The sequence below is a fragment of the Thalassospira sp. A3_1 genome, from assembly GCF_017744215.1.
Taxonomy (GTDB): Bacteria; Pseudomonadota; Alphaproteobacteria; order Rhodospirillales; family Thalassospiraceae; genus Thalassospira; species Thalassospira lucentensis_A.
On record NZ_JAGHQQ010000003.1, the window covers coordinates 489,090 to 510,773 of the forward strand.

20 protein-coding genes are annotated in these 21,684 nt (G+C 52.3%); 13 read left to right on the forward strand and 7 right to left on the reverse strand.

What is annotated here, in order from left to right; all coding sequences use genetic code 11:
- Positions 1 to 94 precede the first annotated feature (94 nt).
- The 4 genes from J7395_RS15755 to J7395_RS15770 all read left to right on the forward strand — a co-directional run bounded on the left by J7395_RS15755 (position 95) and on the right by J7395_RS15770 (position 4,225).
- Positions 95 to 1,426, forward strand: a complete 1,332-nt coding sequence (locus J7395_RS15755) for an SPOR domain-containing protein (RefSeq protein WP_209222288.1) — start codon at positions 95 to 97, stop codon at positions 1,424 to 1,426.
- Positions 1,427 to 1,639: 213 nt separating this feature from the next.
- Positions 1,640 to 1,864 carry a hypothetical protein gene (locus tag J7395_RS15760; RefSeq protein ID WP_209222290.1) on the forward strand — a complete coding sequence of 75 codons (225 nt, stop codon included), beginning with the start codon at positions 1,640 to 1,642 and terminating at the stop codon, positions 1,862 to 1,864.
- Between the two features lie 109 nt (positions 1,865 to 1,973).
- Positions 1,974 to 2,618, forward strand: coding sequence for a peptide-methionine (S)-S-oxide reductase MsrA (gene msrA / locus J7395_RS15765; RefSeq protein ID WP_209222292.1), 645 nt, complete (start codon positions 1,974 to 1,976; stop codon positions 2,616 to 2,618).
- 119 nt (positions 2,619 to 2,737) lie between these two features.
- Positions 2,738 to 4,225 carry a sensor domain-containing diguanylate cyclase gene (locus J7395_RS15770; protein ID WP_209222294.1) on the forward strand — a complete coding sequence of 496 codons (1,488 nt, stop codon included), beginning with the start codon at positions 2,738 to 2,740 and terminating at the stop codon, positions 4,223 to 4,225.
- Between the two features lie 5 nt (positions 4,226 to 4,230).
- Here J7395_RS15770 and J7395_RS15775 read toward each other — a convergent pair whose 3' ends face one another.
- From J7395_RS15775 to moaB, 5 genes are all read right to left on the reverse strand, one after another.
- Positions 4,231 to 4,992, reverse strand: a complete 762-nt coding sequence (locus J7395_RS15775) for an IclR family transcriptional regulator C-terminal domain-containing protein (protein WP_062949041.1) — start codon at positions 4,990 to 4,992, stop codon at positions 4,231 to 4,233.
- A 71-nt stretch (positions 4,993 to 5,063) separates the two neighbouring features.
- The gene (locus J7395_RS15780; protein WP_209222296.1) at positions 5,064 to 5,870 is read right to left on the reverse strand and encodes a hypothetical protein; all 807 of its coding nucleotides are present in this window, start codon (positions 5,868 to 5,870) and stop codon (positions 5,064 to 5,066) included.
- 204 nt (positions 5,871 to 6,074) lie between these two features.
- The gene (locus tag J7395_RS21015; protein ID WP_209222298.1) at positions 6,075 to 7,136 is read right to left on the reverse strand and encodes a methyl-accepting chemotaxis protein; all 1,062 of its coding nucleotides are present in this window, start codon (positions 7,134 to 7,136) and stop codon (positions 6,075 to 6,077) included.
- Between the two features lie 233 nt (positions 7,137 to 7,369).
- On the reverse strand, positions 7,370 to 8,140 hold the full coding sequence (locus J7395_RS15790; RefSeq protein ID WP_209222299.1) for a sulfite exporter TauE/SafE family protein: 771 nt from the start codon (positions 8,138 to 8,140) through the stop codon (positions 7,370 to 7,372).
- 52 nt (positions 8,141 to 8,192) lie between these two features.
- Positions 8,193 to 8,723 carry a molybdenum cofactor biosynthesis protein B gene (gene moaB, locus J7395_RS15795; RefSeq protein ID WP_209222302.1) on the reverse strand — a complete coding sequence of 177 codons (531 nt, stop codon included), beginning with the start codon at positions 8,721 to 8,723 and terminating at the stop codon, positions 8,193 to 8,195.
- A gap of 416 nt (positions 8,724 to 9,139) precedes the next feature.
- On the opposite strand from moaB, the gene J7395_RS15800 reads away from it, so the two are divergent.
- From J7395_RS15800 to J7395_RS15825, 6 genes are all read left to right on the forward strand, one after another.
- Positions 9,140 to 11,092 carry an acetoacetate--CoA ligase gene (locus J7395_RS15800; RefSeq protein WP_209222304.1) on the forward strand — a complete coding sequence of 651 codons (1,953 nt, stop codon included), beginning with the start codon at positions 9,140 to 9,142 and terminating at the stop codon, positions 11,090 to 11,092.
- Between the two features lie 534 nt (positions 11,093 to 11,626).
- Positions 11,627 to 12,646 (forward strand): amino acid ABC transporter substrate-binding protein, encoded by a 1,020-nt coding sequence (locus tag J7395_RS15805; RefSeq protein WP_082824660.1) that lies wholly within the window; start codon positions 11,627 to 11,629, stop codon positions 12,644 to 12,646.
- A gap of 116 nt (positions 12,647 to 12,762) precedes the next feature.
- Entirely contained in the window at positions 12,763 to 13,959 is a 1,197-nt protein-coding gene (locus tag J7395_RS15810; protein WP_062949050.1) for an amino acid ABC transporter permease, read from the forward strand.
- A gap of 1 nt (position 13,960) precedes the next feature.
- Positions 13,961 to 15,064: an amino acid ABC transporter permease gene (locus tag J7395_RS15815; protein ID WP_062949052.1), complete on the forward strand. Its 1,104-nt coding sequence runs from the start codon at positions 13,961 to 13,963 to the stop codon at positions 15,062 to 15,064.
- Positions 15,065 to 15,081: 17 nt separating this feature from the next.
- Positions 15,082 to 15,870: an amino acid ABC transporter ATP-binding protein gene (locus tag J7395_RS15820; RefSeq protein WP_062949054.1), complete on the forward strand. Its 789-nt coding sequence runs from the start codon at positions 15,082 to 15,084 to the stop codon at positions 15,868 to 15,870.
- Positions 15,871 to 16,014: 144 nt separating this feature from the next.
- Positions 16,015 to 16,839: an ATP-binding cassette domain-containing protein gene (locus J7395_RS15825; RefSeq protein ID WP_209222306.1), complete on the forward strand. Its 825-nt coding sequence runs from the start codon at positions 16,015 to 16,017 to the stop codon at positions 16,837 to 16,839.
- A gap of 13 nt (positions 16,840 to 16,852) precedes the next feature.
- Here the strand turns inward: J7395_RS15825 and J7395_RS15830 are convergent, their stop codons facing one another.
- Both J7395_RS15830 and J7395_RS15835 read right to left on the reverse strand, forming a co-directional pair.
- Complete coding sequence (locus tag J7395_RS15830; protein ID WP_062949058.1) at positions 16,853 to 17,617, reverse strand: DeoR/GlpR family DNA-binding transcription regulator; 765 nt, start codon at positions 17,615 to 17,617, stop codon at positions 16,853 to 16,855.
- A 133-nt stretch (positions 17,618 to 17,750) separates the two neighbouring features.
- Positions 17,751 to 18,665: a LysR family transcriptional regulator gene (locus J7395_RS15835; protein ID WP_209222309.1), complete on the reverse strand. Its 915-nt coding sequence runs from the start codon at positions 18,663 to 18,665 to the stop codon at positions 17,751 to 17,753.
- 296 nt (positions 18,666 to 18,961) lie between these two features.
- On the opposite strand from J7395_RS15835, the gene J7395_RS15840 reads away from it, so the two are divergent.
- From J7395_RS15840 to J7395_RS15850, 3 genes are read left to right on the forward strand one after another with little or no spacing between them, the layout of a single operon-like run.
- Positions 18,962 to 20,170, forward strand: a complete 1,209-nt coding sequence (locus J7395_RS15840) for an ABC transporter substrate-binding protein (protein ID WP_097050330.1) — start codon at positions 18,962 to 18,964, stop codon at positions 20,168 to 20,170.
- A gap of 4 nt (positions 20,171 to 20,174) precedes the next feature.
- Positions 20,175 to 20,978: an ABC transporter ATP-binding protein gene (locus tag J7395_RS15845; RefSeq protein ID WP_209222311.1), complete on the forward strand. Its 804-nt coding sequence runs from the start codon at positions 20,175 to 20,177 to the stop codon at positions 20,976 to 20,978.
- The gene (locus tag J7395_RS15850; RefSeq protein WP_209222313.1) at positions 20,971 to 21,681 is read left to right on the forward strand and encodes an ABC transporter ATP-binding protein; all 711 of its coding nucleotides are present in this window, start codon (positions 20,971 to 20,973) and stop codon (positions 21,679 to 21,681) included. The genes J7395_RS15845 and J7395_RS15850 overlap by 8 nt, the downstream gene beginning before the upstream one ends.
- The last annotated feature ends 3 nt before the right edge of the window (positions 21,682 to 21,684 follow it).

A 21,684-nucleotide genomic window follows, 5' to 3' on the forward strand; every position in this document is an offset into this window, starting at 1 on the left:
TTCGCTGACTGCTTGACAGTATGCCGCCCGATTGCAAAATTGGTGACGTCCATGCATTGGACCTCCGGGGGCTCAAAGGGAAATCAGGTGCCAATTGATCAATAAAAGCGCCAAGTCTGTCATCTCGTCACGCTGGAAATATGGCTGCCTGACGATGGCCCTGTATACTCCCCTGCTTTCCGGATGCTCGTCAGACGATATGATGTCGTTATTTGGTGATGATGACGCATCAAACCAGATCAAGATAAGCGATACCAACCGTCCGTCAGAAACCGCAATGACAGCCGGGATTGACAGTGCAGCCTGCGGCCTGTTCTTTGACGGCTCTTCAAAAGACACTGCATCCCTCCTGCCTCAGGTTGACAGCACAGAAGATCCGATAGCACTTCAGGGCAAACCGGCAGATGATCTCCGCCATGCAATGGCACTTGACCTGGAAGGGAAGCACGCGAAGGCACGTCGTCTTTATCTCTGGCTGACGGCGGCTGACCCGTATGCCTCGATCGCGATCAATTGCGGTAACGGCATCATGCTGAGCGGCACGATCACAAGTCTTGCACAAAAGCGCATCAAGGCAATGGACGCCGCCAATCCGGCTCTTGCCCGATCACGCGAGATTGACACGGTCGTCGCCTCGGCCATTGTTGCGCCCGGGCCAGAACTTCCCGACCCACCGACAGTGCAAAGAAATCGTGACTTCTACAAAAATACCATTGCCGTCAATGTACAGCCTGAAGATTCGACAACAGCTCCCCCCGCGATGCGAATGGATGTGAGTAGTAATACCGCACGCCTCACATCTGTTGATCGCTCTGCCAAACAAATAGCTGCCCCATCTGCTTCAATGGCGGCCTCCAGGGGGACAACCACAACCGTCACAACGGCTTCAGCAACGACACCGGGCATCATCAAGGGGGATGCAGTTACCCCAAGCGCGTCAAACAAGGCGCTGCTGTCGACAACGCGCCCGGTTGAAAGTGGCTCGCTGGAACTCGCCGACGAAGCAGCTGCCACCAATAACAATCTGATCGAAGTTCCGATGGTGGATGCGACGTCAACAGCCGCAACCAGTAGTACACCAGCGACAATGCAACCAGAACCCGACACAAAATCAGTCCCGCCATCCTCTGCCCCCAAAGCGGAACCAATGCAACCTGCCCCGGTACTGAATTCTTACTATACAGTGCAATTGGCAGCGTATCGGTCCCGCGAAATGGCAGAATCACGCTGGCTGAAATTTGAAACCATGGGCGACGGTATTCTTCAGGGGGCAAGCCACGAGGTGCAAAGCATTGCGATTGAAGGTCAAGGGCTGTTTTTCCGTCTGATGACCGGTCAATATGCCAGCCAGTCCGAGGCACAGTCTGCCTGCAACGGCCTGAAACGGGCGGGGATTGATTGCCTTATCAGGCACATAACGCCCTGATCCCAGCCTGAACTGTTTGCTTACGACCCGGACTTGTTTCCGGGAGATGTCCCGATACCTGACGACTTATCCGACCATTGACCGAATGAACGATGCCGGTGAAGAGCTTCGGGTCGCGTCTTACGACCTTGTCGACGAAGAAAACCCGGCAGTCGTGCGATAATCGCCTCGATTTTGCTGTTGTGTCGGTAATATCGCCATCGCAGGTATTGAATGAAACGTCTGGTACGCTTTGATCCGGCAGCCAGCATCGGTATGCCGATTGCAATGAAAACCATTCCAAAAAATGGCGGGGGCAATGGCAGAAACACACATCCGATGAACAGGCTGATCCCGCCGCCGATCATTAACATGGTCGATTTCAAATGTCGCGAGCGTCTCAAATCGGCGGTATCCGGGGCTGATGGCTTTGGCAAACACAATTATCGCGCCCGTTAAAGCTGCCGCCAAAAGAATGTTCAAAGACAATTTACCGTGAAGGCGATTGCCAAAGTGATGATCTGGGTTAAATTGCAGGTCAGCCCATCAACACAAGTCAGGTTTTGACATGTTCTCTTCGACCTCCCCTGAAAAAATCACGATCCCGTCTGCCGAAACGGCCCTGCCCGGCCGCGCCGAGAAATTGCAGGTAGCTGACCGTCATGTGGTTACAGGTAATCCGATGACCGGTCCGTTTCCCGATAATCTTGAAACGGCTGTATTTGGTATGGGCTGCTTCTGGGGGGCCGAACGCCTTTTCTGGAAACAGGACGGCGTCTATACCACAGCCGCAGGTTATGCTGGCGGTTACACTGAAAACCCGACCTATCGCGAGGTTTGCAGCGGCATGACCGGTCATGCGGAAGTTGTTCTGGTGGTCTATGATCCGGCTGTTATCTCGTATCAGACACTACTGCGTCTGTTCTGGGAGAACCACGACCCGACCCAGGGCATGCGTCAGGGTAATGACATCGGCACCCAGTACCGGTCCGTAATTTACAACCTGAATGACAAGCAGAAGATGGCTGCCGAAGAATCTCGCACTCAATATCTGAATGCTCTTAGAGCTGCAGGGCGCGATGTAATCACAACCGAAATTCAGACTGCGCCGACCTTCTACTACGCCGAAGATTTTCATCAGCAATATCTGCACAAAAACCCGGACGGCTATTGTGGCCTGGGTGGAACTGGCGTGTCCTGCCCTGGAATGTGAACCCGCAAACATTATATCAGCCTGTGCAAAAACCGTCACAGAATGATGAAAAGCCTGACGAATTCTGACAAAACGTGTGTCTTGTTGAGTTCTTTTCTTGAAGGTATAAGCTTTCCCTGATGTCAGGGGGGAAAGCTATACTCGGGAAGATCAAACATATTCGGCCCCATAGCCGCTATCTGGTCGCTCTGCTTCTGTTCTGGGTTGCACTCGGACTTTGGCTGGGAGTCTTTGCTCCTTATTTTCTCGAACTGGAACCCGGTTACAATGCTTCACTGACCTTGCTGGGTGAGATCATCCTGATGGGTGGCGGCATATTTATCATTGTCGCAATCACCTGGCTTTGGTCCCGTTACCGGACAATGCGCGACAATCTGTACGCCCACCTGCCCGGCCTGGTATTTGGCATTACCCCGCAAGGCAAGATCGAATTTGCATCAGATCTTGGACTGAAATGGCTGGGCATTGACGAAAGAGCTGGAAGTTCACACCACCGTATTCAGGATGTTCTATCTGCCAACGACGACTTGGCTGATCTGCGTGAACGCGCACTACTTACAGACGGGCAAATTGTCGAAGCCGAAATTGCGGTATTTACCGTTGCCGAACAGAGACGCTGGCTTCGCATTCAGTGCCGGACCATGCCACCTCATACACCCGACAGCATGATCGAATGCATTGCCTGGGACATTACCGAACTGGTTCGGGAACGCACGCTACGGACCGAAAGCGAGCAACGCCTTGAACAGATGGCCAATCTGTCGAGTGAAGGTTTGTTTTTGCATGATGCCGGCAAGTGCGTTGATGCCAATATTGCGGCCGAACGGATGTTTGGCCACTCGCGTGACGAGTTACTGCTGATGAGCGCAGTGGACATTATCGCCGAAAGCAGCCTGCAAATGGTTATCGACAACATTCAATCCGGGTACGATAAACCTTACGAGGCGACAGCCAAGCGTAAAGACGGAACGCTTTTTCCCTGCGAAATCAACGGGCGCAATGTTGTGATTGATGGCGTCAAACTGCGCCTGACCAGTTTTCGCGATATATCCGAACGCAAGATTGCCGAAGACCTTGTGCGCTATCAGGCCACACACGATGCCCTGACCGACCTTCCAAACCGGTATCTGTTTGTCGACCGGCTTGAATATGCCATCAAGCTCGCGAAACGCCGCAAGGAGCGTTTCGCGCTAATGTATGTAGATCTGGATGGTTTCAAACAGCTAAACGATATGCACGGTCACGTCATCGGGGACAAGGTTCTGGTGGAGGTGGCACAAAGGCTTCGTCACAGCTTACGCGAAGTCGATACCGTCGCCCGGATTGGTGGCGACGAATTCACGGTTATTCTTCCCGGTACGGAAACACTCGATGATGCTGAAATCGTTGCACGCAAAGTTTTGCAATCACTGACAAGCTCACCGATCAACATTTCAAGCCAGAAACAGACATACGAAGCATCGGCATCAATCGGAATTGCCCTTTACCCCGAACATGCCGACAATTTCGATGACATGATTTCTGTTGCCGACAAGGCAATGTATCAAGCGAAAAAAAGCGGCAAAGACCAGTTCAGATTTGCCGCACCAGTCACATCACAGACCTGATCGTATCATACCGGCTTGCCGCCATATTCGCGGCTGAGATCGGCACAAACCCGACGCACTTTCAGGCCGAACTGCTCTATCCGGTCATTAGGGATGCGCGCGGCGGGTCCTGAAAGGGAGAGCGCTGCAATTGGCAATCCGGTTTCATCGCGCACGACACCGGCAACACACCGCAAACCGACGGCATGCTCTTCATCATCAAGCGCGTATCCACGCTGCCTTGATCTATCCAGATCGGTTTTCAAGGTATCTTCGCTGATCAGGGTACGCTCGGTGATTTTAGGCAAGCCGTGCTGCGTAATGACAGCAGTTACTTCCTCTTCCGGCAGGAACGCCAGCAACGCCTTGCCAACTCCCGAACAATGCATAAGTGCGCGCCGTCCCGGCGTGACCAATGCACGCATCATCTTGCGACACTCGACCTGCGACAGGAAAATGACTTCCCCGCCATCGGCGACGGCAAGATTAACCGTTTCTCCGCTGTCTTCCATCAACGCCCGCATATAGGGACGCGCAATCTGGCTGAGATTGCGGTTTTTGGTAAATGCATTGCCAACGCTGAATGCCTGTACCCCGATTGACCAGAGTGTTCGTTCACCGTCAAAAGTCACATAACGTTCGTGCTGCATCGTTGTCAGCAAGCGATGGACGGTTGAAGGCGGCAAATGCACCTGATGAGCGATTTCGGTCAAAGTCATTCCATACTCACTGTCTGCAAGTGTGTTCAGAATGCTGATCGCCCTTACCAATGACTGAACCTGCTGCATGCAGATCATCCTTCCGGTCGAAGGCTTTGATGCCTTGGGAACTGATATATCGTAATGTTATGGGATTGGCGTCATGCACGCACGGACTTTTCACGCATCCAGACCAAAGTGGAATATGCGATTAGATAGATCGTCGCAACGGCGAAAGACAGGAGCGTCCCGATATTGATCCCCCAAAGCGGATAGGTCACCGTCACCGCCAGAATATAAATCCAAAGCGCCCCCATTCCCCTTGGAAAGTTGCGGATTACGGTATGAAGGGGACCGGTGCCATAAGACACATGCAGGATCAGCATCATCGGATAAAGTGTTACAGGGAAACCGGAAAACAGCCCAGCCCATTTGGGACCGATCCAGGCGGCTATGCCACTGATACCAAGAACAATCAGCGATGCCAGAATAGCACGGAATAAAACCACACGCCTTGTCAGCCGCACCCGGTTAAGGATCCGGACATTCTCTATGCCGCGAAACAGTATCAAGGCCAGCACCATCGCAACCAGCAAGGTAACCGCGCCGGAAAGACGGGTAAACGCAATCTGCTGACAAATCCAGGATACAAACATGAATGCGCCAAAGGCTGCAAACGAGCTTATCGGCAACTGAATAATCAGCCTCCGGTCGACCAGTAACCGAGAGGTCATATAATACGCGTAAAGGAAGGCGAGTGTCGCAATCAATCCAGGCAGGGCATAAACCGCACTTTCCGAGGCAAAGGCCATTCCCTGTTCCAGCCCGATGAAATACAGCAAGATCGCCGTTCCAAGCGGATAACCTGAGAGGACGCCTGCGGCACGCGGGCCTGCCCGTTCCGCAAGGATTGATAATCCCAGCACAACAGAAATGGATACTGCAAGCTTGGCAAACAGTAACGTCACAAGAACCTCCCAAATCTTATTTTAACAATTCATCGATGAATTGTCGTAATATTATATTTACCGCTATCTCCTTTTTCGTGACGGTGCAAGCCTGAACCAATTTCAGGGGCCCAAACAGTCAAGCTAATCGGCAACGAAAAAGCGGGCCCCGAAGGTGCCCGCTTTTGTTCTGTTTTTGCCGACCGGCACGATATCAATAATCTGCTAGGAAGCCACAGCAAGTTTCGGTGCCGGTTTATCTGCGGCCTTTGACCCATTCCGTGATTGCTGGACAATCACCCCGCGCCAACCGAGCCCCTGATAGGTTTCATAACCCGGCGTCAACGCATAGGCAACAAGCGTCCCATCCGCCAAAAGATAAGAGCCGCGCTTTGGGTTTTTGACCTCCAGCTTCATCTGTTCAGACAAGACACCCTGACCATCCGAAGCTGCAATGATGCGATTTTTTGAATCAATAAGCATCACACGCGTGCGTGCGCGCTCTTCATCATTGAAATTCAATGCTCCGACAACCATCGGAGCCTGATTTTCCCAATCGAAGAACACACCCATAACACCGATAACCTCGCCTTTGGCTTGGCCGCCTCGTCTTACGGCGGTGGCATAGGTCGCCGTAGCAGCGTTATCCAGCAATTCATTACGTGCGATATCTGCAACCGCATATTCACCGCCGTCCCGGCACCGCATGGCATCGCGAAACCAAGGCATTTGACTTATATCCGTCCCGACAAGGCGATATTTATCAGGACGACCATTGGCGATAATGCGGCCATTACAATCGGCAACCCACAAATCAAGATAAACAGTATAAGAATCTAGGATTATTTCCAGACGCTGTGATGTCTGCGCACTGACATCCGCATTTCCGGAATTCTCGCAGACATCGACAACGGCAGCGTCGGTTGCCCACCAACGAACATCGCAGGATCGCTCGAACAAATTACGATCCATAAGCTCGACAATATATCGCGACAGATCCGAGAACCGATCACCGCGTGCTGTCTGAGCAGTACGCTCAAGATCAAGTGCCAGCCTGTCGAACATCTGCTCAAGCTCTTCGGTGATTACGGTAACCCGCTGCGAAATTTCTTTTACCTCGTTGGCCACAACGCCAAATCCACGCCCGACTTCCCCCGCACGGGCAGCTTCGATCAGCGCATTCAGCGCCAGCGTTCGTGTCGCCCGGGTTACTCCTTTGATTTCCGTAATCTTCTCGTTGGCAAGCTGCGACATGTCTGTTGCCACCTGCAAAATTCGTTCGGGCATTCCTGCAAGCTCCACTTGTGAAATTCGGTTTCACCCTGTGCTGATGCTTTTTTTTTACGCATCATTCTTATGCGTGCAATTTATATGCAATTCATGCGCAATTGGTTAATGAAAAAATGCTTACATAAAAGGATTACTATCATTTTTCGGTCAGACCAAGCCAAACGAAAAAGGACGGGATAATTCCCGCCCCTAAAATCAACTTTTGATAAAATCACGCCCGGAACAACAGATCAAACACTCACGAAATGCAATACGGCATCAAACAACAGCTTCAGACCGGTCACAAACAGTAATGTATAACACACCCGGTAAAACAGCTTTGCATTCACCTTATCGTGCGCCCAAAGCCCAAGCCAGGTTCCGAACAGCGCCACAGGTACAAGAACCAGCGCGGTGCCAAGATTGGCACCGCCAAATTGCCCGAGATACCAGTACGGGATCAGCTTCACGTAATTGACAACGATAAAGAACATGACAGTCGTGCCGACAAAAACCGTCTTGTCCATTCGCTGAGGTAACAGGAAAACAGAAACCGGCGGGCCACCAGCATGCGCGACAAAGCTTGTAAAACCGGCAATGGCCCCCCAGAACGATCCCTTTCCCCAATTGGCAGGTCCGGATTCATCACCACGTTTCTTTCCGCGAAACCAGTGATCAAGCGTAAATCCGATGGCAATCAGGGCAATGATCAACTTCACGGCATATTCATTCAGATAACTGAACGATAATGTGCCGATCAGAATACCGAGGAGTGCGGCCGGAATCAGGATCATCATGTTGCGGCGATCCCAGTTCTTCCGGTAGGCCCAGACATTCGCAACATCCATCAGACACAGTATCGGCAGCATGATTGCCGCCGCAGCCTGTGGCGACAGTGCCAATGCCATCAGGGGCACCGCCATCACACCAAGCCCGCCACCAAACCCGCTTTTTGACACACCGGCAATCAAAACCGCCGGAATCCCGACAAGATAGAAGAAGGGATCGGTGATAATTTCCATGAAATCGTCCTAAGGGAAGCTGATCGTCTCTGATACCGGTCAGACCAACGAATTACTTTTCGGTCAAACGCGGCATCAGTTCGACGAAATTGCACGGGCGGTGACGAATATCGAGCTGATAAAACAAAATATCATCCCAGGCATCCTTGCAGGCCCCATTTGATCCCGGCAGCGCGAACATATAGGTCCCGCCTGAAACTCCGGCAGTAGCCCGCGACTGAACCGTTGATGTGCCGATCTTGGCATAAGAAAGCCAGCGAAACAGTTCGCCAAATCCCGGTATTTCCTTGTCATAAACCTTCTGATGCGCCTCTGTCGTTACATCGCGCCCGGTAACGCCGGTGCCGCCTGTGCTGATGATTACGTCAATTTCCGGATCATCACACCATTGCCTGAACTGCGCGACGATCACATCAAAGTCGTCCTTCACAATAGCACGCGCAGCAACCTTGTGGCCTTTGACCTCTATCCGGTCGACAAGGATTTGGCCGGATGTATCGTTTTCCAGCGTTCTGGTATCGCTCACCGTCAGAACGGCAATATTTACAGGCACAAAAGTGCGGCTTTCGTCGATTCTGGACATGGCAATAACTCCGGATGGTGGCATCATTGGCGACAGAGTAATCTGCATATCGACAAGCGCAAGCCGTTTCAGGATACCGCATCGCACAACGCCATCCGATCGCATCACAATCGAACAAAATTTCGAAATTATCGGTTATTTAATTACCATATTTCATGAAATCTGACGGCGCATGCACCTTCTTGAAAACAAGAAACAATCAAAAAATAACCATTATTTTCAATAAACTATATGGCCATATCGGCACACAAGAGCAGGATAGACTGCAAGATTATTCATGCTTCGCGTCACCTGCCCCATGACTTTTCTTGCCGTGCAACATAATTCCCCGTAAAAAAGTGGTAGGGAGATACCGATTTCACACTGAAAAATAGTCGGTAGTTGCAATAAAACAGGCAGGAAACAAAGGATCCATCATGAGCGATTTGCTTTGGCAGCCCAGTCCGACCCGCGTTGAAAATGCCAACGTTACCCGTTTTCGCAACTGGGTGAACGAAAAGCACAGCTTGAAACTGGATAGCTTCCACGCGCTCTATGACTGGTCTGTTACCCGCAAGGAAGATTTTTGGCCTGCAATTATCGATTATGCAGGCCTGAAAGCCGAAAGCTGGGGCGACACGGTACTTGTCGATGGCGACAAAATGCCCGGCGCCAAGTTCTTCCCCGATGCACGTCTGAACTTTGCCGAAAACCTGCTGGTGCGCGATGACCATACCGACGCGCTTGTGTTCTGGGGCGAAGACAAGGTCAAAACCCGGATTTCGTGGTGCGATCTGAATATTGCGGTATCGAAATTCTCGCAGGCACTGCGCGCCGAAGGAATTACCAAAGGCGACCGCGTCTGCGGATACATGCCCAATATGATCGAAACCGTTATCGCCATGCTCGGTACGGCGGCAATCGGTGCGACATGGTCCTCTGCCTCCCCCGACTTCGGTGTTCAGGGCGTCGTTGACAGGTTTGGCCAGATCGAACCCAAACTCATGATTACGGTCGATGGCTACCACTATAACGGCAAAAGCCACGACATTCGCGAAAAGGTCCGCGATGTAATTGACCGAATCCCTTCGATCCAGAAGGTTGTGATTGTCAAATATGCCTTTGACGGCACCAACACGACCGGCATTCGCGGCGGCATTTCCTGTGATGATTTCCTAGCCCCTTTCAGCGCGGAAAAAATCGCATTTGAACAGGTCGAATTCAATCATCCTCTTTATGTGATGTTTTCTTCCGGTACGACCGGCAAGCCGAAATGCATCGTGCATGGCGCAGGCGGCACCCTCCTTAAACAGGTGTCGGAACATGTCTTGCACTGCGATGTGGCTCCGGGTGATCGGGTATTCTATTTCACCACATGCGGCTGGATGATGTGGAACTGGTTGATGGGCGGCCTCGCAGCCGGTGCAACATTGCTGCTTTATGATGGATCGCCCTTCTACCCCAGTGGCAATATCCTGTTTGACTATGCGGACGCCGAAGGCATGACCCTTTTCGGGACATCGGCCAAATATATAGATGCATTGGCCAAGGCCGAGCTCAAACCGCGCGAAACCCATAATCTGTCGACCGTGCGTGCCATGACATCAACCGGGTCGCCATTGGCACCTGAAAGCTTCGATTATGTCTATCGCGACATAAAGCCGGACATCCATCTGGCATCGATCTCGGGGGGCACAGATATTCTCGGATGTTTCGTCCTTGCCTGTCCGGTCTTACCGGTGAAGCGCGGCATCATCCAGACCCGCGCCCTGGGCCTTGCCGTTGATGTTTTTGACGATGACGGCAAATCAATCCGGAACGAAAAGGGCGAACTGGTCTGTACTGCCCCCTTCCCGTCCATGCCGATCGGATTTTGGAACGATCCTGATGGTTCGCGTTACAAAGATGCCTACTTCAACCGCTTCGATAACATCTGGTGTCACGGCGATTATGTCGAACTTGATGACGATGGCGGTATGGTTATCTATGGCAGATCCGATGCAACGCTGAACCCTGGTGGTGTTCGTATCGGCACGGCCGAAATTTATCGTCAGGTCGAAAAGCTGCCCGAAATCCAAGAATCCATCGTCATCGGCCAGGAATGGGATAACGATGTCCGGGTCGTTCTTTTCGTTGTGCTGCGCGAAAAATATCAGCTCGACGAACTTCTGATCGACCGTATACGCAAACAGATCAGGAACAACTGCACCCCGCGGCATGTCCCGGCAAAGATCATTGCAGTGGCAGACATCCCGCGCACCAAGTCGGGAAAAATCACCGAACTGGCCGTGCGCGATGTTGTTCATGGCCGTCCAGTAAAGAACCAGGAAGCGCTTGCAAACCCCACTGCACTTGAACTTTTCTCCAATTTGCCGGAACTGCGCAGCTAGCAGAAACCTGCGGAATGACACAGCAAAACCCCGTCGTGCACACGACGGGGTTTTCATTTTTGCGAAAGATTAATCAGAACTGCAACGTGTCATGATCAGGGCCAGGCCGACATCAGAAGTCGATTCCGCGTCGCAACAGAGTTTATTTTTTGAGCAACAGTTAACTTTGTTCAAAAATTGCTCATTTAATTGCTGACAACAAAAAAATTTTGAGATTTGTTTGTTTTTGGAACCTGACCATTCGAACAGGTTTTTAACCTTTTGAAATATGGCGACTTTTGGGAGCCGACGAAGGGTGTAGTCGCTCAAACAATGTTTACCAGCGCAGTACCAAAGCATGGAAATCACGCGAATCTGATGAACAAGCCCCCAGCGTGAAATTTTTCAGACTTGACACATAGCAGCCGAAAATTTCTTAATTTGGAGGTCCGATAAAAAAACAGGACAGTAGGATATGCTGCTCTGGCATATCCAGGGTGGCATAAAAGTTACCAAAGCCATAAAGAATGCTTTGCTAATGAGGGAGCTCATCTAATGAAAATCAAGACGATCCTGGCCGCTGGCGCAATGTCTGTTGCCGCCATCGCCGCGAACAATGCCCAGGCGGGCGCTGTACTTGACGGCATCAAGGCTAAAGGTTTCGTTCAGTGTGGCGTGAACACCGGTCTTCCGGGTTTCTCCGCTGCCAATGCCGAAGGTAAATGGGAAGGTATCGACGTTGACGTTTGCCGTGGCATTGCTGCTGCACTTCTGGGCGACGCCAACAAGGTTCAGTACACCCCGTTGACCGCTGCACAGCGTTTCACCGCGCTTCAGTCCGGCGAAATCGACATCCTTTCGCGTAACACCACGGCGACCCTGACGCGCGACGTCAAGCTTGGTCTGACCTTCCTTGGTATCAACTACTATGATGGTCAGGGCTTCCTGATTCCGAAAGCTCTGGGCGTATCCAGCGCGACGGAACTCGACGGCGCAACCGTTTGCGTCGAACCGGGCACCACCACCGAACTCAACCTGGCCGATTACTTCCGCGCCAAAGGCATGAGCTTCGAGCCGGTCGTTATCGAAAACATCAACGAAGCAACTGCTGCCTTCTTCTCTGGTCGTTGCGACGTTTACACCACTGACGCATCGGGCCTTGCCTCGATCCGTACCACCATGGCACCGAACCCGGACGACTATGTGATTCTTCCGGAAATCATTTCCAAAGAACCGCTTGGTCCGGCTGTTGCACAGGGTGACGAACAGTGGGCAGACATCGGTCGCTGGGCTCTTGCAGCCATGATTGAAGCCGAAGAATACGGCGTCACCAGCGCGAATGTCGACGAAATGAAGAGCAGCACCAATCCGGGTATCCAGCGTCTTCTGGGTGTCTCCCCGGGCATGGGCGAAGCTCTTGGTCTTGACGAAGAGTGGGCATACCGCATCATCAAGCAGGTCGGTAACTATGGCGAAAGCTACGAGAAAAACGTTACCGCGAAACTGGGTGTCGAGCGCGGCCTGAACGCTCTCTGGACCGATGGTGGTCTGCAATATGCTTGGCCGGTTCGCTAATATTTAGCGTAGGCTGAAAAGCACCTAACGAAGCTCCGCCCCACTGCCTGAACGCATGGGCGGAGCTTTTCGTTAAGGCACATATATATTGGATACAATCTACACCTGAGGGTCAGATGAGTAAGACTCAAAATGCCCCGGGGGGTGTTCGTTCCAAGACCGTCGTCGATTACCTGAATGACGAGAACGTTCGCGCAATACTATACCAAATCATTGCGATCGGACTTGTCTGTTTGGCGGGCTGGTATCTGGTTTCCAATACGCTGGTAAACCTGGAACGACAAAACATCTCAACCGGTTATGGCTTCCTTGATCTCGAAGCTTCGTTCGAAATCAGTGAAAGCATGGTCCAGTACAGTGCACAAAGCAGTTATGCAACGGCACTGTTGGTTGGCCTTCTGAACACCGTAAAGGTGTCTTTGCTCGGAATTATTCTGTGTACCATTATCGGTACAATTTTCGGGATCGCACGCCTGTCATCGAACTGGATCGTTCGAAAACTGGCAACTGTTTACGTGGAAACTTTCCGTAACATCCCGGTCCTGTTGCAGCTTTTCTTCTGGTATGCAGTTATTCCGAACGCGTTCCCGCATCCGCGCGACGCCTTCGAACCACTGCCCGGTGTCCTTTTGACATCGCGCGGCATGTATATGCCGGTTCCGGTTGCCGACAACGCCTATACCCTGATGGGGATTGCTGCGATCATCGCTGTCGTTGCGATCTTCTTCATCAAGAAATGGGCAAAAAAGCGCCAGGATGAAACTGGCCAGCCATTCCCGATATTCCTTGTTGGAACGGGTATTTTTGTCGGCCTGGTCTTTATCGCCTATCTGATCGGTGGTGCACCGACGGATATGGATATGCCTGAACTCAAAGGCTTCAACATTCGTGGCGGTTATAATATCTCGCCGGAATTCCTTGCGGTTCTGATTGGCCTCACGGTTTACACATCAACCTATGTTGCCGAAGTCGTACGTTCCGGTATTCAGGCCGTCCCGCATGGCCAGTGGGAAGCAGCCGACAGCCTTGGCATTAAACGTTCGGTTGCCCTTCGCAAGGTGATCCTGCCGCAATCCATGCGCGTCGCCATTCCGCCACTGACTAACCAGTATCTGAACCTGACCAAAAACAGCTCGCTTGCCGTCGCTGTCGGTTATCCGGATCTGGTGTCGGTATCAAACACGACCATGAACCAGACCGGTCAGGCGATCGAAGCAATTTCGATCTTTATGTCGATCTATCTTGGTCTGTCCTTGTTGACCTCGCTCTTTATGAACTGGTTCAACAAGAAAATGGCACTGGTGGAGAGGTAAGATGGCAGATAACGCAAAATTACCTCCGCTTCCCACAGGTACTTTTTCTGCCCGTGCCGTTGCATGGTCAAAAAAGAACCTGTTTGACGGCTGGTTCAACACCCTCCTGACACTGGGCTCGATTGCCTTTCTGGTTTGGCTTATTCCGCCACTCGTGAACTGGGCAATCGTCAATGCCACGCTCGAACCGACGATTGAAGGCTGTGCCGAAGTCACCGGTGCGTGTTGGGGCTTCGTTAACGCCAACTTGCGCCTCATTCTGTTCGGAACCTACCCGTACGATGAACAATGGCGCCCCCTTCTTGCGATGATCGTCCTGATGGGCATCATCTGCTTTAGCCTTGGCGGGGTTAAATATCCGTCCCTCCGCAAGGCGATCATCCCGATGTGGGTGATCGGGGTTCCGATCATTGCCATCCTGATGTGGGGTGGCGTGCTTGGTCTGACCTATGTCCAGAACAGCTATTGGGGTGGTCTTCCGCTGACCCTGATACTGTCGGCGATCGGCATCATTTTTGCCTTCCCTCTGGGTTTGCTTCTGGCGTTGGGCCGTCAGTCAACAATGCCGGCGATCAAGACGATCTCGGTTGTCTATATCGAGGTGATCCGTGGCGTACCGCTGATTACGGTTCTGTTCATGGCATCAGTGATGTTTCCCCTGTTCCTTCCGGACGGTGTGACCATCGACAAGCTGTTGCGTGCGCAGATCGGTATCATCCTGTTCACTGCGGCCTATCTTGCCGAAGTGTTCCGTGGCGGTCTGCAGGCTGTTCCGCGTGGCCAGTTTGAAGCCGGCGACAGCCTTGGCCTGTCCTATTGGCAGTCCATGCGTCTGATCATCCTGCCGCAGGCTTTGCGTCTGGTGATCCCGCCAACCGTCAACAGCTTCATTTCGATGCTTAAGGATACAACGCTGGTGGTCATCATCGGTCTGTTCGACTTCCTTGGCACCGTCAAGCTGGCACTGCGCAGCGACCCGGCATGGACGAAATACTACGTCGAGGGTTATGCCTTCGCCTCGGCAATTTTCTTCCTGATCTGTTTCTCTATGGCCAAATATTCAGCCTATCTTGAAAAAGAGCTCCGCAAGGGCGAGCAGCGGTAAGGAGAGAGGAAAAAACAATGACAGCTACAGAAGCACAAACCACCAATGGCGTTGTCCCTCCTCCGTCGAACGAGGAAGTGATTACCGTCAGCAAAGCCAACAAATGGTACGGCAACTTCCATGTTCTCAAGGATATCGATCTGCATGTCCGCAAGGGCGAGCGTATCGTTATCTGTGGTCCGTCCGGCTCAGGCAAATCGACCCTGATCCGTACGCTCAACCGTCTTGAGACCTATCAGAGCGGTGAAATCACCGTCGATGGTATTCTGCTTGGCGACGATGTTAAAAACATTGAAGCCGTTCGCCGCGAAGTCTGCATGGTGTTCCAGCACTTTAACCTTTTCCCGCACATGACCGTGCTGGAAAACCTGACGCTGGCACCAATCTGGGTTCGCAAGATGCCCAAGAAAGAAGCTATCGATCTGGCGATGCATTATCTGCAGCGCGTTCGGATTGCCGAACAAGCCCACAAATTCCCGGGCCAGCTTTCCGGTGGTCAGCAGCAGCGTGTGGCAATTGCCCGCTCGCTCTGCATGCAACCGAAAATCATGCTGTTCGATGAACCGACCTCGGCACTCGACCCGGAAATGGTCAAGGAAGTGCTCGACGTTATGGTCGAACTCGCCAAAGAAGGCATGACCATGCTTTGCGTCACCCATGAAATGGGCTTCGCCAAAGAGGTCGCCGACCGCGTCGTGTTCATGGATGCTGGTGAAATCGTTGAAATGGCAGGTCCACAGGAATTCTTTGCGAACCCCAAAAGCGAACGGACCAAGCTGTTCCTCAGCCAGATCCTGTCGCATTAATCAAAACGCATTGCGGATTTCCGCTTATGACGTACCGGAAACGGCCCCAAACGGGGCCGTTTTCTTTTTAGTAAATTTCGGACTTGCCCCCTGCCCGTCAAATGCCGAAGATCGGCGGGCAAACAGCAATGGATAAACATCTTCATGACCACGCCTTCCGCACCTGCATCCACTGACACGACATTGAGTTTCATCACGGTCCAGTCCCTGACCAAAAAGTTCGGCCCCAACACCGCACTTGATGATGTCAGCCTGTCGCTTGGCAAAGGGGAAACCATGGCGGTCATCGGACCGTCGGCTGCGGGCAAAAGCGTGTTGATGAAATGCATCGTCGGCCTTCACGGCGCGGATGGCGGCAAAATCATGCTGGGTGGCGATGATGTCAGCCAGACCAACTCCCCGGCCCGCAAACAATGGGCAGAACGGATCGGTATGCTGTTTCAGCAGAACGCCCTGTTTGACAGCATGAAGGTTTGGGAAAATATCTGTTTCCGTCAGATCGAGCGCGGGACACTGACACGCAAGGCCGCGAAAGACCATGCCATCGAATTGCTCGGCCATGTCGGCCTGTCCGAAGACAGTGCCTTTCTGTCGCCTGGTGATCTGTCTGGCGGCATGCAGAAACGTGTTGGCATTGCACGCGCCATTTCAACCGACCCGGAAATCCTGCTGCTTGACAACCCTACCGCAGGCCTTGATCCGGTTCTGTCAAACCATATCGAACTCATGATCAGCAAGATCGCAACCCAGCGCGGCACTACTGTCATAACCATCACCAATGACATGCATATTGCACGCACGCGGTACGCAAACCTCGTGATGATGCATGGCGGCAAAGTTTACTGGTCTGGTCCAACCACTGAGATTGACGCTGCTCATAATGAGCACCTGACCCAGATGCTCAATGGGTCGTCACAGGGTCCGATTACCATGCGGATGGGCAAGCGTGGCGAACATATGGTCGCCTGATCGCAGATACCAGTCAGTTCGCGGTATAAACCGACACATCTGCTTCGCGGATCACATCGGCCCAGACCGGGCCGGGATGACGGTCGGTGAACAGGGCATCAATTTCCGAAAGATGTCCCAGACGGACCATTGCGCGGCGTCCGAATTTGGACGCGTCCGTACACAAAAACGTCTGGCGCGCATTGGAAATGATCGCGCGTGCGACCCGGACTTCACGATAATCGAAATCCATCAGGCTGCCGTCTTCGTCAACGCCCGAAATCCCGACAATCGCGTAATCCACCTTGAACTGATTGATAAAGTCGATGGTCGCCTCGCCGATCACGCCAAAATCGCGCTGGCGAACAACACCACCTGCGATGATCACCTCAAACCCCGGATTGGCGGCGCAAATCTGCGCAACATGCAGGTTGTTGGTGATGATTTTCAGGCTCTTGTGGGACGACAATGCGCGCGCAACCTCTTCGTTAGTCGTCCCGATATTGATGAAGATCGATGCCCCTTCGGGAATATGCTGTGCCACCAGCTTGGCGATTTCGCGCTTGCTGCCAAGGTTAAGAACCTGACGGTCTGTATAGGCTGTGTTTTCTGTGGTCGAAAGGCTGGCCGCCCCGCCATGATAACGCGCAACAAGCCCCTCCTCGGCCATCTCGTTGATATCGCGTCGAATGGTTTGGGGGGTAACGGCAAAATGATCGGCCAATGTATCAATCGTCATGAAACTGTTCGCCGCGACCAGTTCAAGGATCTCGCGACGCCGCCGATCAAGCTTGCCCATATTATTTCCTTCCGCCCTGAATTTTCGTCTTTGATTGTTAATTTTCGTTATCGATCAAAATGACGTTATTGGCAACAAGATGCAAGCCTTGTCATGCAACATCGTCTGACCGCATTTCCTGTCAATCCAGTGCTTAAACAAATTGCTTTGGAAACCCGTTAAACCAGTCTCTGGCAGCGGAGGTTTCCCGACGAATAAATTCTATCAACGGTCGGATACGTGTCGCGTCTATCATGTCATTATGACAAACAAGCCAGTAATCGCGGTGAATTGGAACAATCCTGGGCATCACGGCGACCAGATCATCAAACATTGCCCCCATATAATAAGGCAGCACACATAACCCGTAACCGGCACGGCAGGCTTTGAGCTGCGCAAAAACACTGGATGTCTGATAAGACGGCCTCAATCCCGGAATAATTTCACCTAGATAGTTGAGTTCCGGGGTAAAAATCATGTCTTCGATATAACCGATAAATGGATGCCCCGAGAGGTCCACGCGCTGTTTGATAGCCCGGTTGCGGGCAAGATAGTCACGCGATGCATAGACATAAAGGATGTAACTGGAAATTTTTTCGAAGTGATAGGAACCGGCCTTTGGCGTACTGAGCGAAACCGAGACATCCGCCTCGCGCCGCGATAACGAAACGATCTGCTGTATATTGACCATCTCGATGGTCAGGTTCGGATATTGACTGGCAAAATGAGGCAGCTTTTCTGCGATGAAAAAATTGCCATAACCTTCAGGAACACTTAGCCGGATCACCCCGCTGAGCGGTAATGCACCATCCCCGACCACACTAAGCATTTTGTCCGCTTCAAGCGCCATTGCCTGGGCTGGCTCCATCAGCCTTTGCCCCATCGGCGTCAATGTATAACCTGTCGGACTGCGCTGAAACAATTTTGCCCCGATCCCCTGTTCAAGCCTCTCAATCCGTCGTGCAACCGTCACATGGCTGGTTCTCAATCGCCGTGCCGCAGAGGAAAGCTTGCCTTCCTGAGCGACGGCAAGGAAATACTGTAAATCATCCCAAGGGAACTGGCGCATCCAACTTCCTGTTCATTTTTGTACAAGCATTGTCCAAAATTATATATTTGACCGGGTTTTGGTCAATGTTAGCGTAAGTCATGGTCCTGAATACAAGAATAGAATCAGAAATGAATCGTTCTTTTTCAGATACTTAGTCGGAAAAATCACAAAGCCGATTAAAATAACAAAAATGTGCAATCAAGGCACACTTCAATCATCCGGTCTGTAACAACGGTTAATAAGCGGCCCGGAAGCGTCGTCTGGTTTGCCCGCAGGCACACCGGAAAACATAGTTCCATCAGGGAGGAACCTAGATGAAGAAGATTGCAATTGCATCTGTTGCGATAATGGCTGCCGCTGCAGCATTGCCCGCACATGCCGAAATCTCCGATGACGTTGTCAAAATTGGTATCCTGAACGATCAATCCGGTGTCTATGCCGATTTTGGTGGCACCTGGTCCTTTGAAGCCGCCAAAATGGCCGTCGAGGATTTTGGCGGCACCGTTCTTGACAAGAAGATCGAAGTCATTACCGCCGACCATCAGAACAAACCCGATGTTGCCGCCAACATTGCGCGTCAGTGGTATGATCAGGATCAAGTCGATACGATCATGGAACTGACAACCTCATCGGTCGCTCTGGCGGTACAGGGCATTTCCAAGGAAAAGAAAAAAATCGATATCGTAACCGGTGCGGCCACCACGGCCCTGACCGGTGAACAATGTTCACCCTATGGCTTCCACTGGGCGTATGATACCCATGCACTGGCAGTCGGCACCGGCGGTGCATTGGTGAATAATGGCGGCGATAGCTGGTTTTTCCTGACGGCTGACTATGCTTTCGGTTATTCGCTGGAAGAGCAAACCGGCAACTTCGTCAAGGAAAACGGTGGCTCGGTAGTCGGTGCGGTTAGACATCCTTTGGCAACGACTGACTATTCCTCGTTCCTGCTGCAGGCGCAGGCATCCGGCGCAAAAGTCATTGGCCTTGCCAACGCCGGTCTCGATACCGCCAATGCCATCAAACAGGCTTCGGAATTCGGCATCGTTCAGAGTGGCCAGCGTCTTGCGGCACTGCTCTTTACCCTTGCTGAAGTACATGGTTTGGGCGCAGAGGCCGCACAGGGGCTGTCACTGACCGAAGGGTTCTATTGGGATCGCAACGATGAAACCCGCGAATTCGGTAAACGTTTCTTTGATCGCACCGGGCGTATGCCCAACATGATCCAGGCTGGCACCTACTCCGCAGTCCTGCAGTACCTCAAAGCGGTAAAGGAAACCGGGACGGACGAAACCGAAGCCGTCGCGAAAGCCCTGCATGAAATGCCGGTTAATGACGTTTTTGCCAAAAACGGCAAAGTCGGTGCAAATGGCCGCATGATCTATGACATGTACCTGATGGAAGTCAAAGCTCCTGACCAGATGACCGGTGACTGGGATTACTACAACGTTCTTGATACCGTCCCCGGCGACAAAGCTTTCATCGATCCGGCGAAAAGCGGCTGCTCATTGGCGTCGAACTAAGAACATGACGGCGACCGGAACTCACGCAAATCCGGGTAACCATCAAAACGAGACAAAGGCACGGGTGGTTCTTACCGCCCGTGACCTTCGTCGCGATTTTGGCGGGTTCACCGCGGTCAATAACGTCAATCTTGACGTTCATCACGCCAAAGTGCATGCGCTGATCGGCCCGAATGGCGCAGGCAAAACCACCGTTTTCAATCTTCTGACCAAATTCCTGCAACCGACCAGCGGGAAGATCACCCTGCTGGATCATGATATTACCAAAACAGCACCTGCCCGCGTGGCACGTATGGGTCTGGTACGATCATTCCAGATTTCCGCAATTTTTCCGCACCTGACGGTTCTGGAAAATATTCGCGTCGCGTTGCAACGTCCGGGCAATCTGGCGATCCAGTTCTGGCAACCGCTTGGCAAACTTGACGTTCTGAATGATCGCGCAATGGAACTTCTGGAATCTGTCGGCCTTCAGAATGAATATGACAGTCAGGCTGCTGATCTTTCCTATGGCCGCAAACGTGTGCTGGAAATCGCGACAACACTGGCACTCGACCCCAAAGTTCTGTTGCTGGACGAACCAATGGCGGGCATGGGGGGCGAAGATGTCGGTATGGTTGCTGAACTCATTCGCGAAGTTGCCAAAACCCGCGCGGTCCTGATGGTTGAACATAACCTCAATGTTGTCGCCGATCTGTGCGATCACATCACCGTTCTGCAACGCGGCGAAATTCTGGCGGAAGGCAATTACGCCACCGTCAGCAACGATGAACGCGTCAAGGTCGCCTATATGGGAACGGATCATGACTGACAGAAAACCACTTCTTTCAGTACAGGGCCTGAATGCCTGGTACGATGAAAGCCATATCCTGCATGGTGTGAACCTTAAGGTTTGCGAAGGTGAAACGGTTACCATCCTTGGCCGTAACGGCATGGGTAAGACCACGACCTTGCGCTCAATCATGGGCATTTTGCGCAAACGCTCCGGCACAATCGAATTTGACGGCAAGGACCTTATGAACCGGCCGCTGCATCATACTGCACGTGCCGGGATCGGGTTTGTTCCCGAAGAACGCGGGATTTTCGCAACCCTCAGCGTCGAGGAAAACCTCACGCTACCGCCTGTCGTTTCACCGAACGGCATGTCCGTTGCTGAAATTTATGATCTGTTTCCCAACCTTTTGGAACGACGCAACAGTCAGGGAACCAAATTGTCCGGAGGCGAGCAGCAGATGCTTGCCATGGCTCGCATGCTGCGTACCGGGGTCAAGATGTTATTGCTAGACGAACCGACCGAAGGCCTTGCTCCGGTCATCGTCCAGCGTATCGGCGAGGTTCTGCAGACCCTGAAACAGCGAGGCATGACCATTCTTCTTGTTGAACAGAATTTCCGGTTTGCCAGCAAAATTGCCGACAGGTTCTACATCATGGATCACGGCGTGGTGACAGAAGGTTTCGACGTGGCGGAACTGCCCGCCAGAATGGACACCTTGCACGAAGTTCTGGGGGTATAGCGC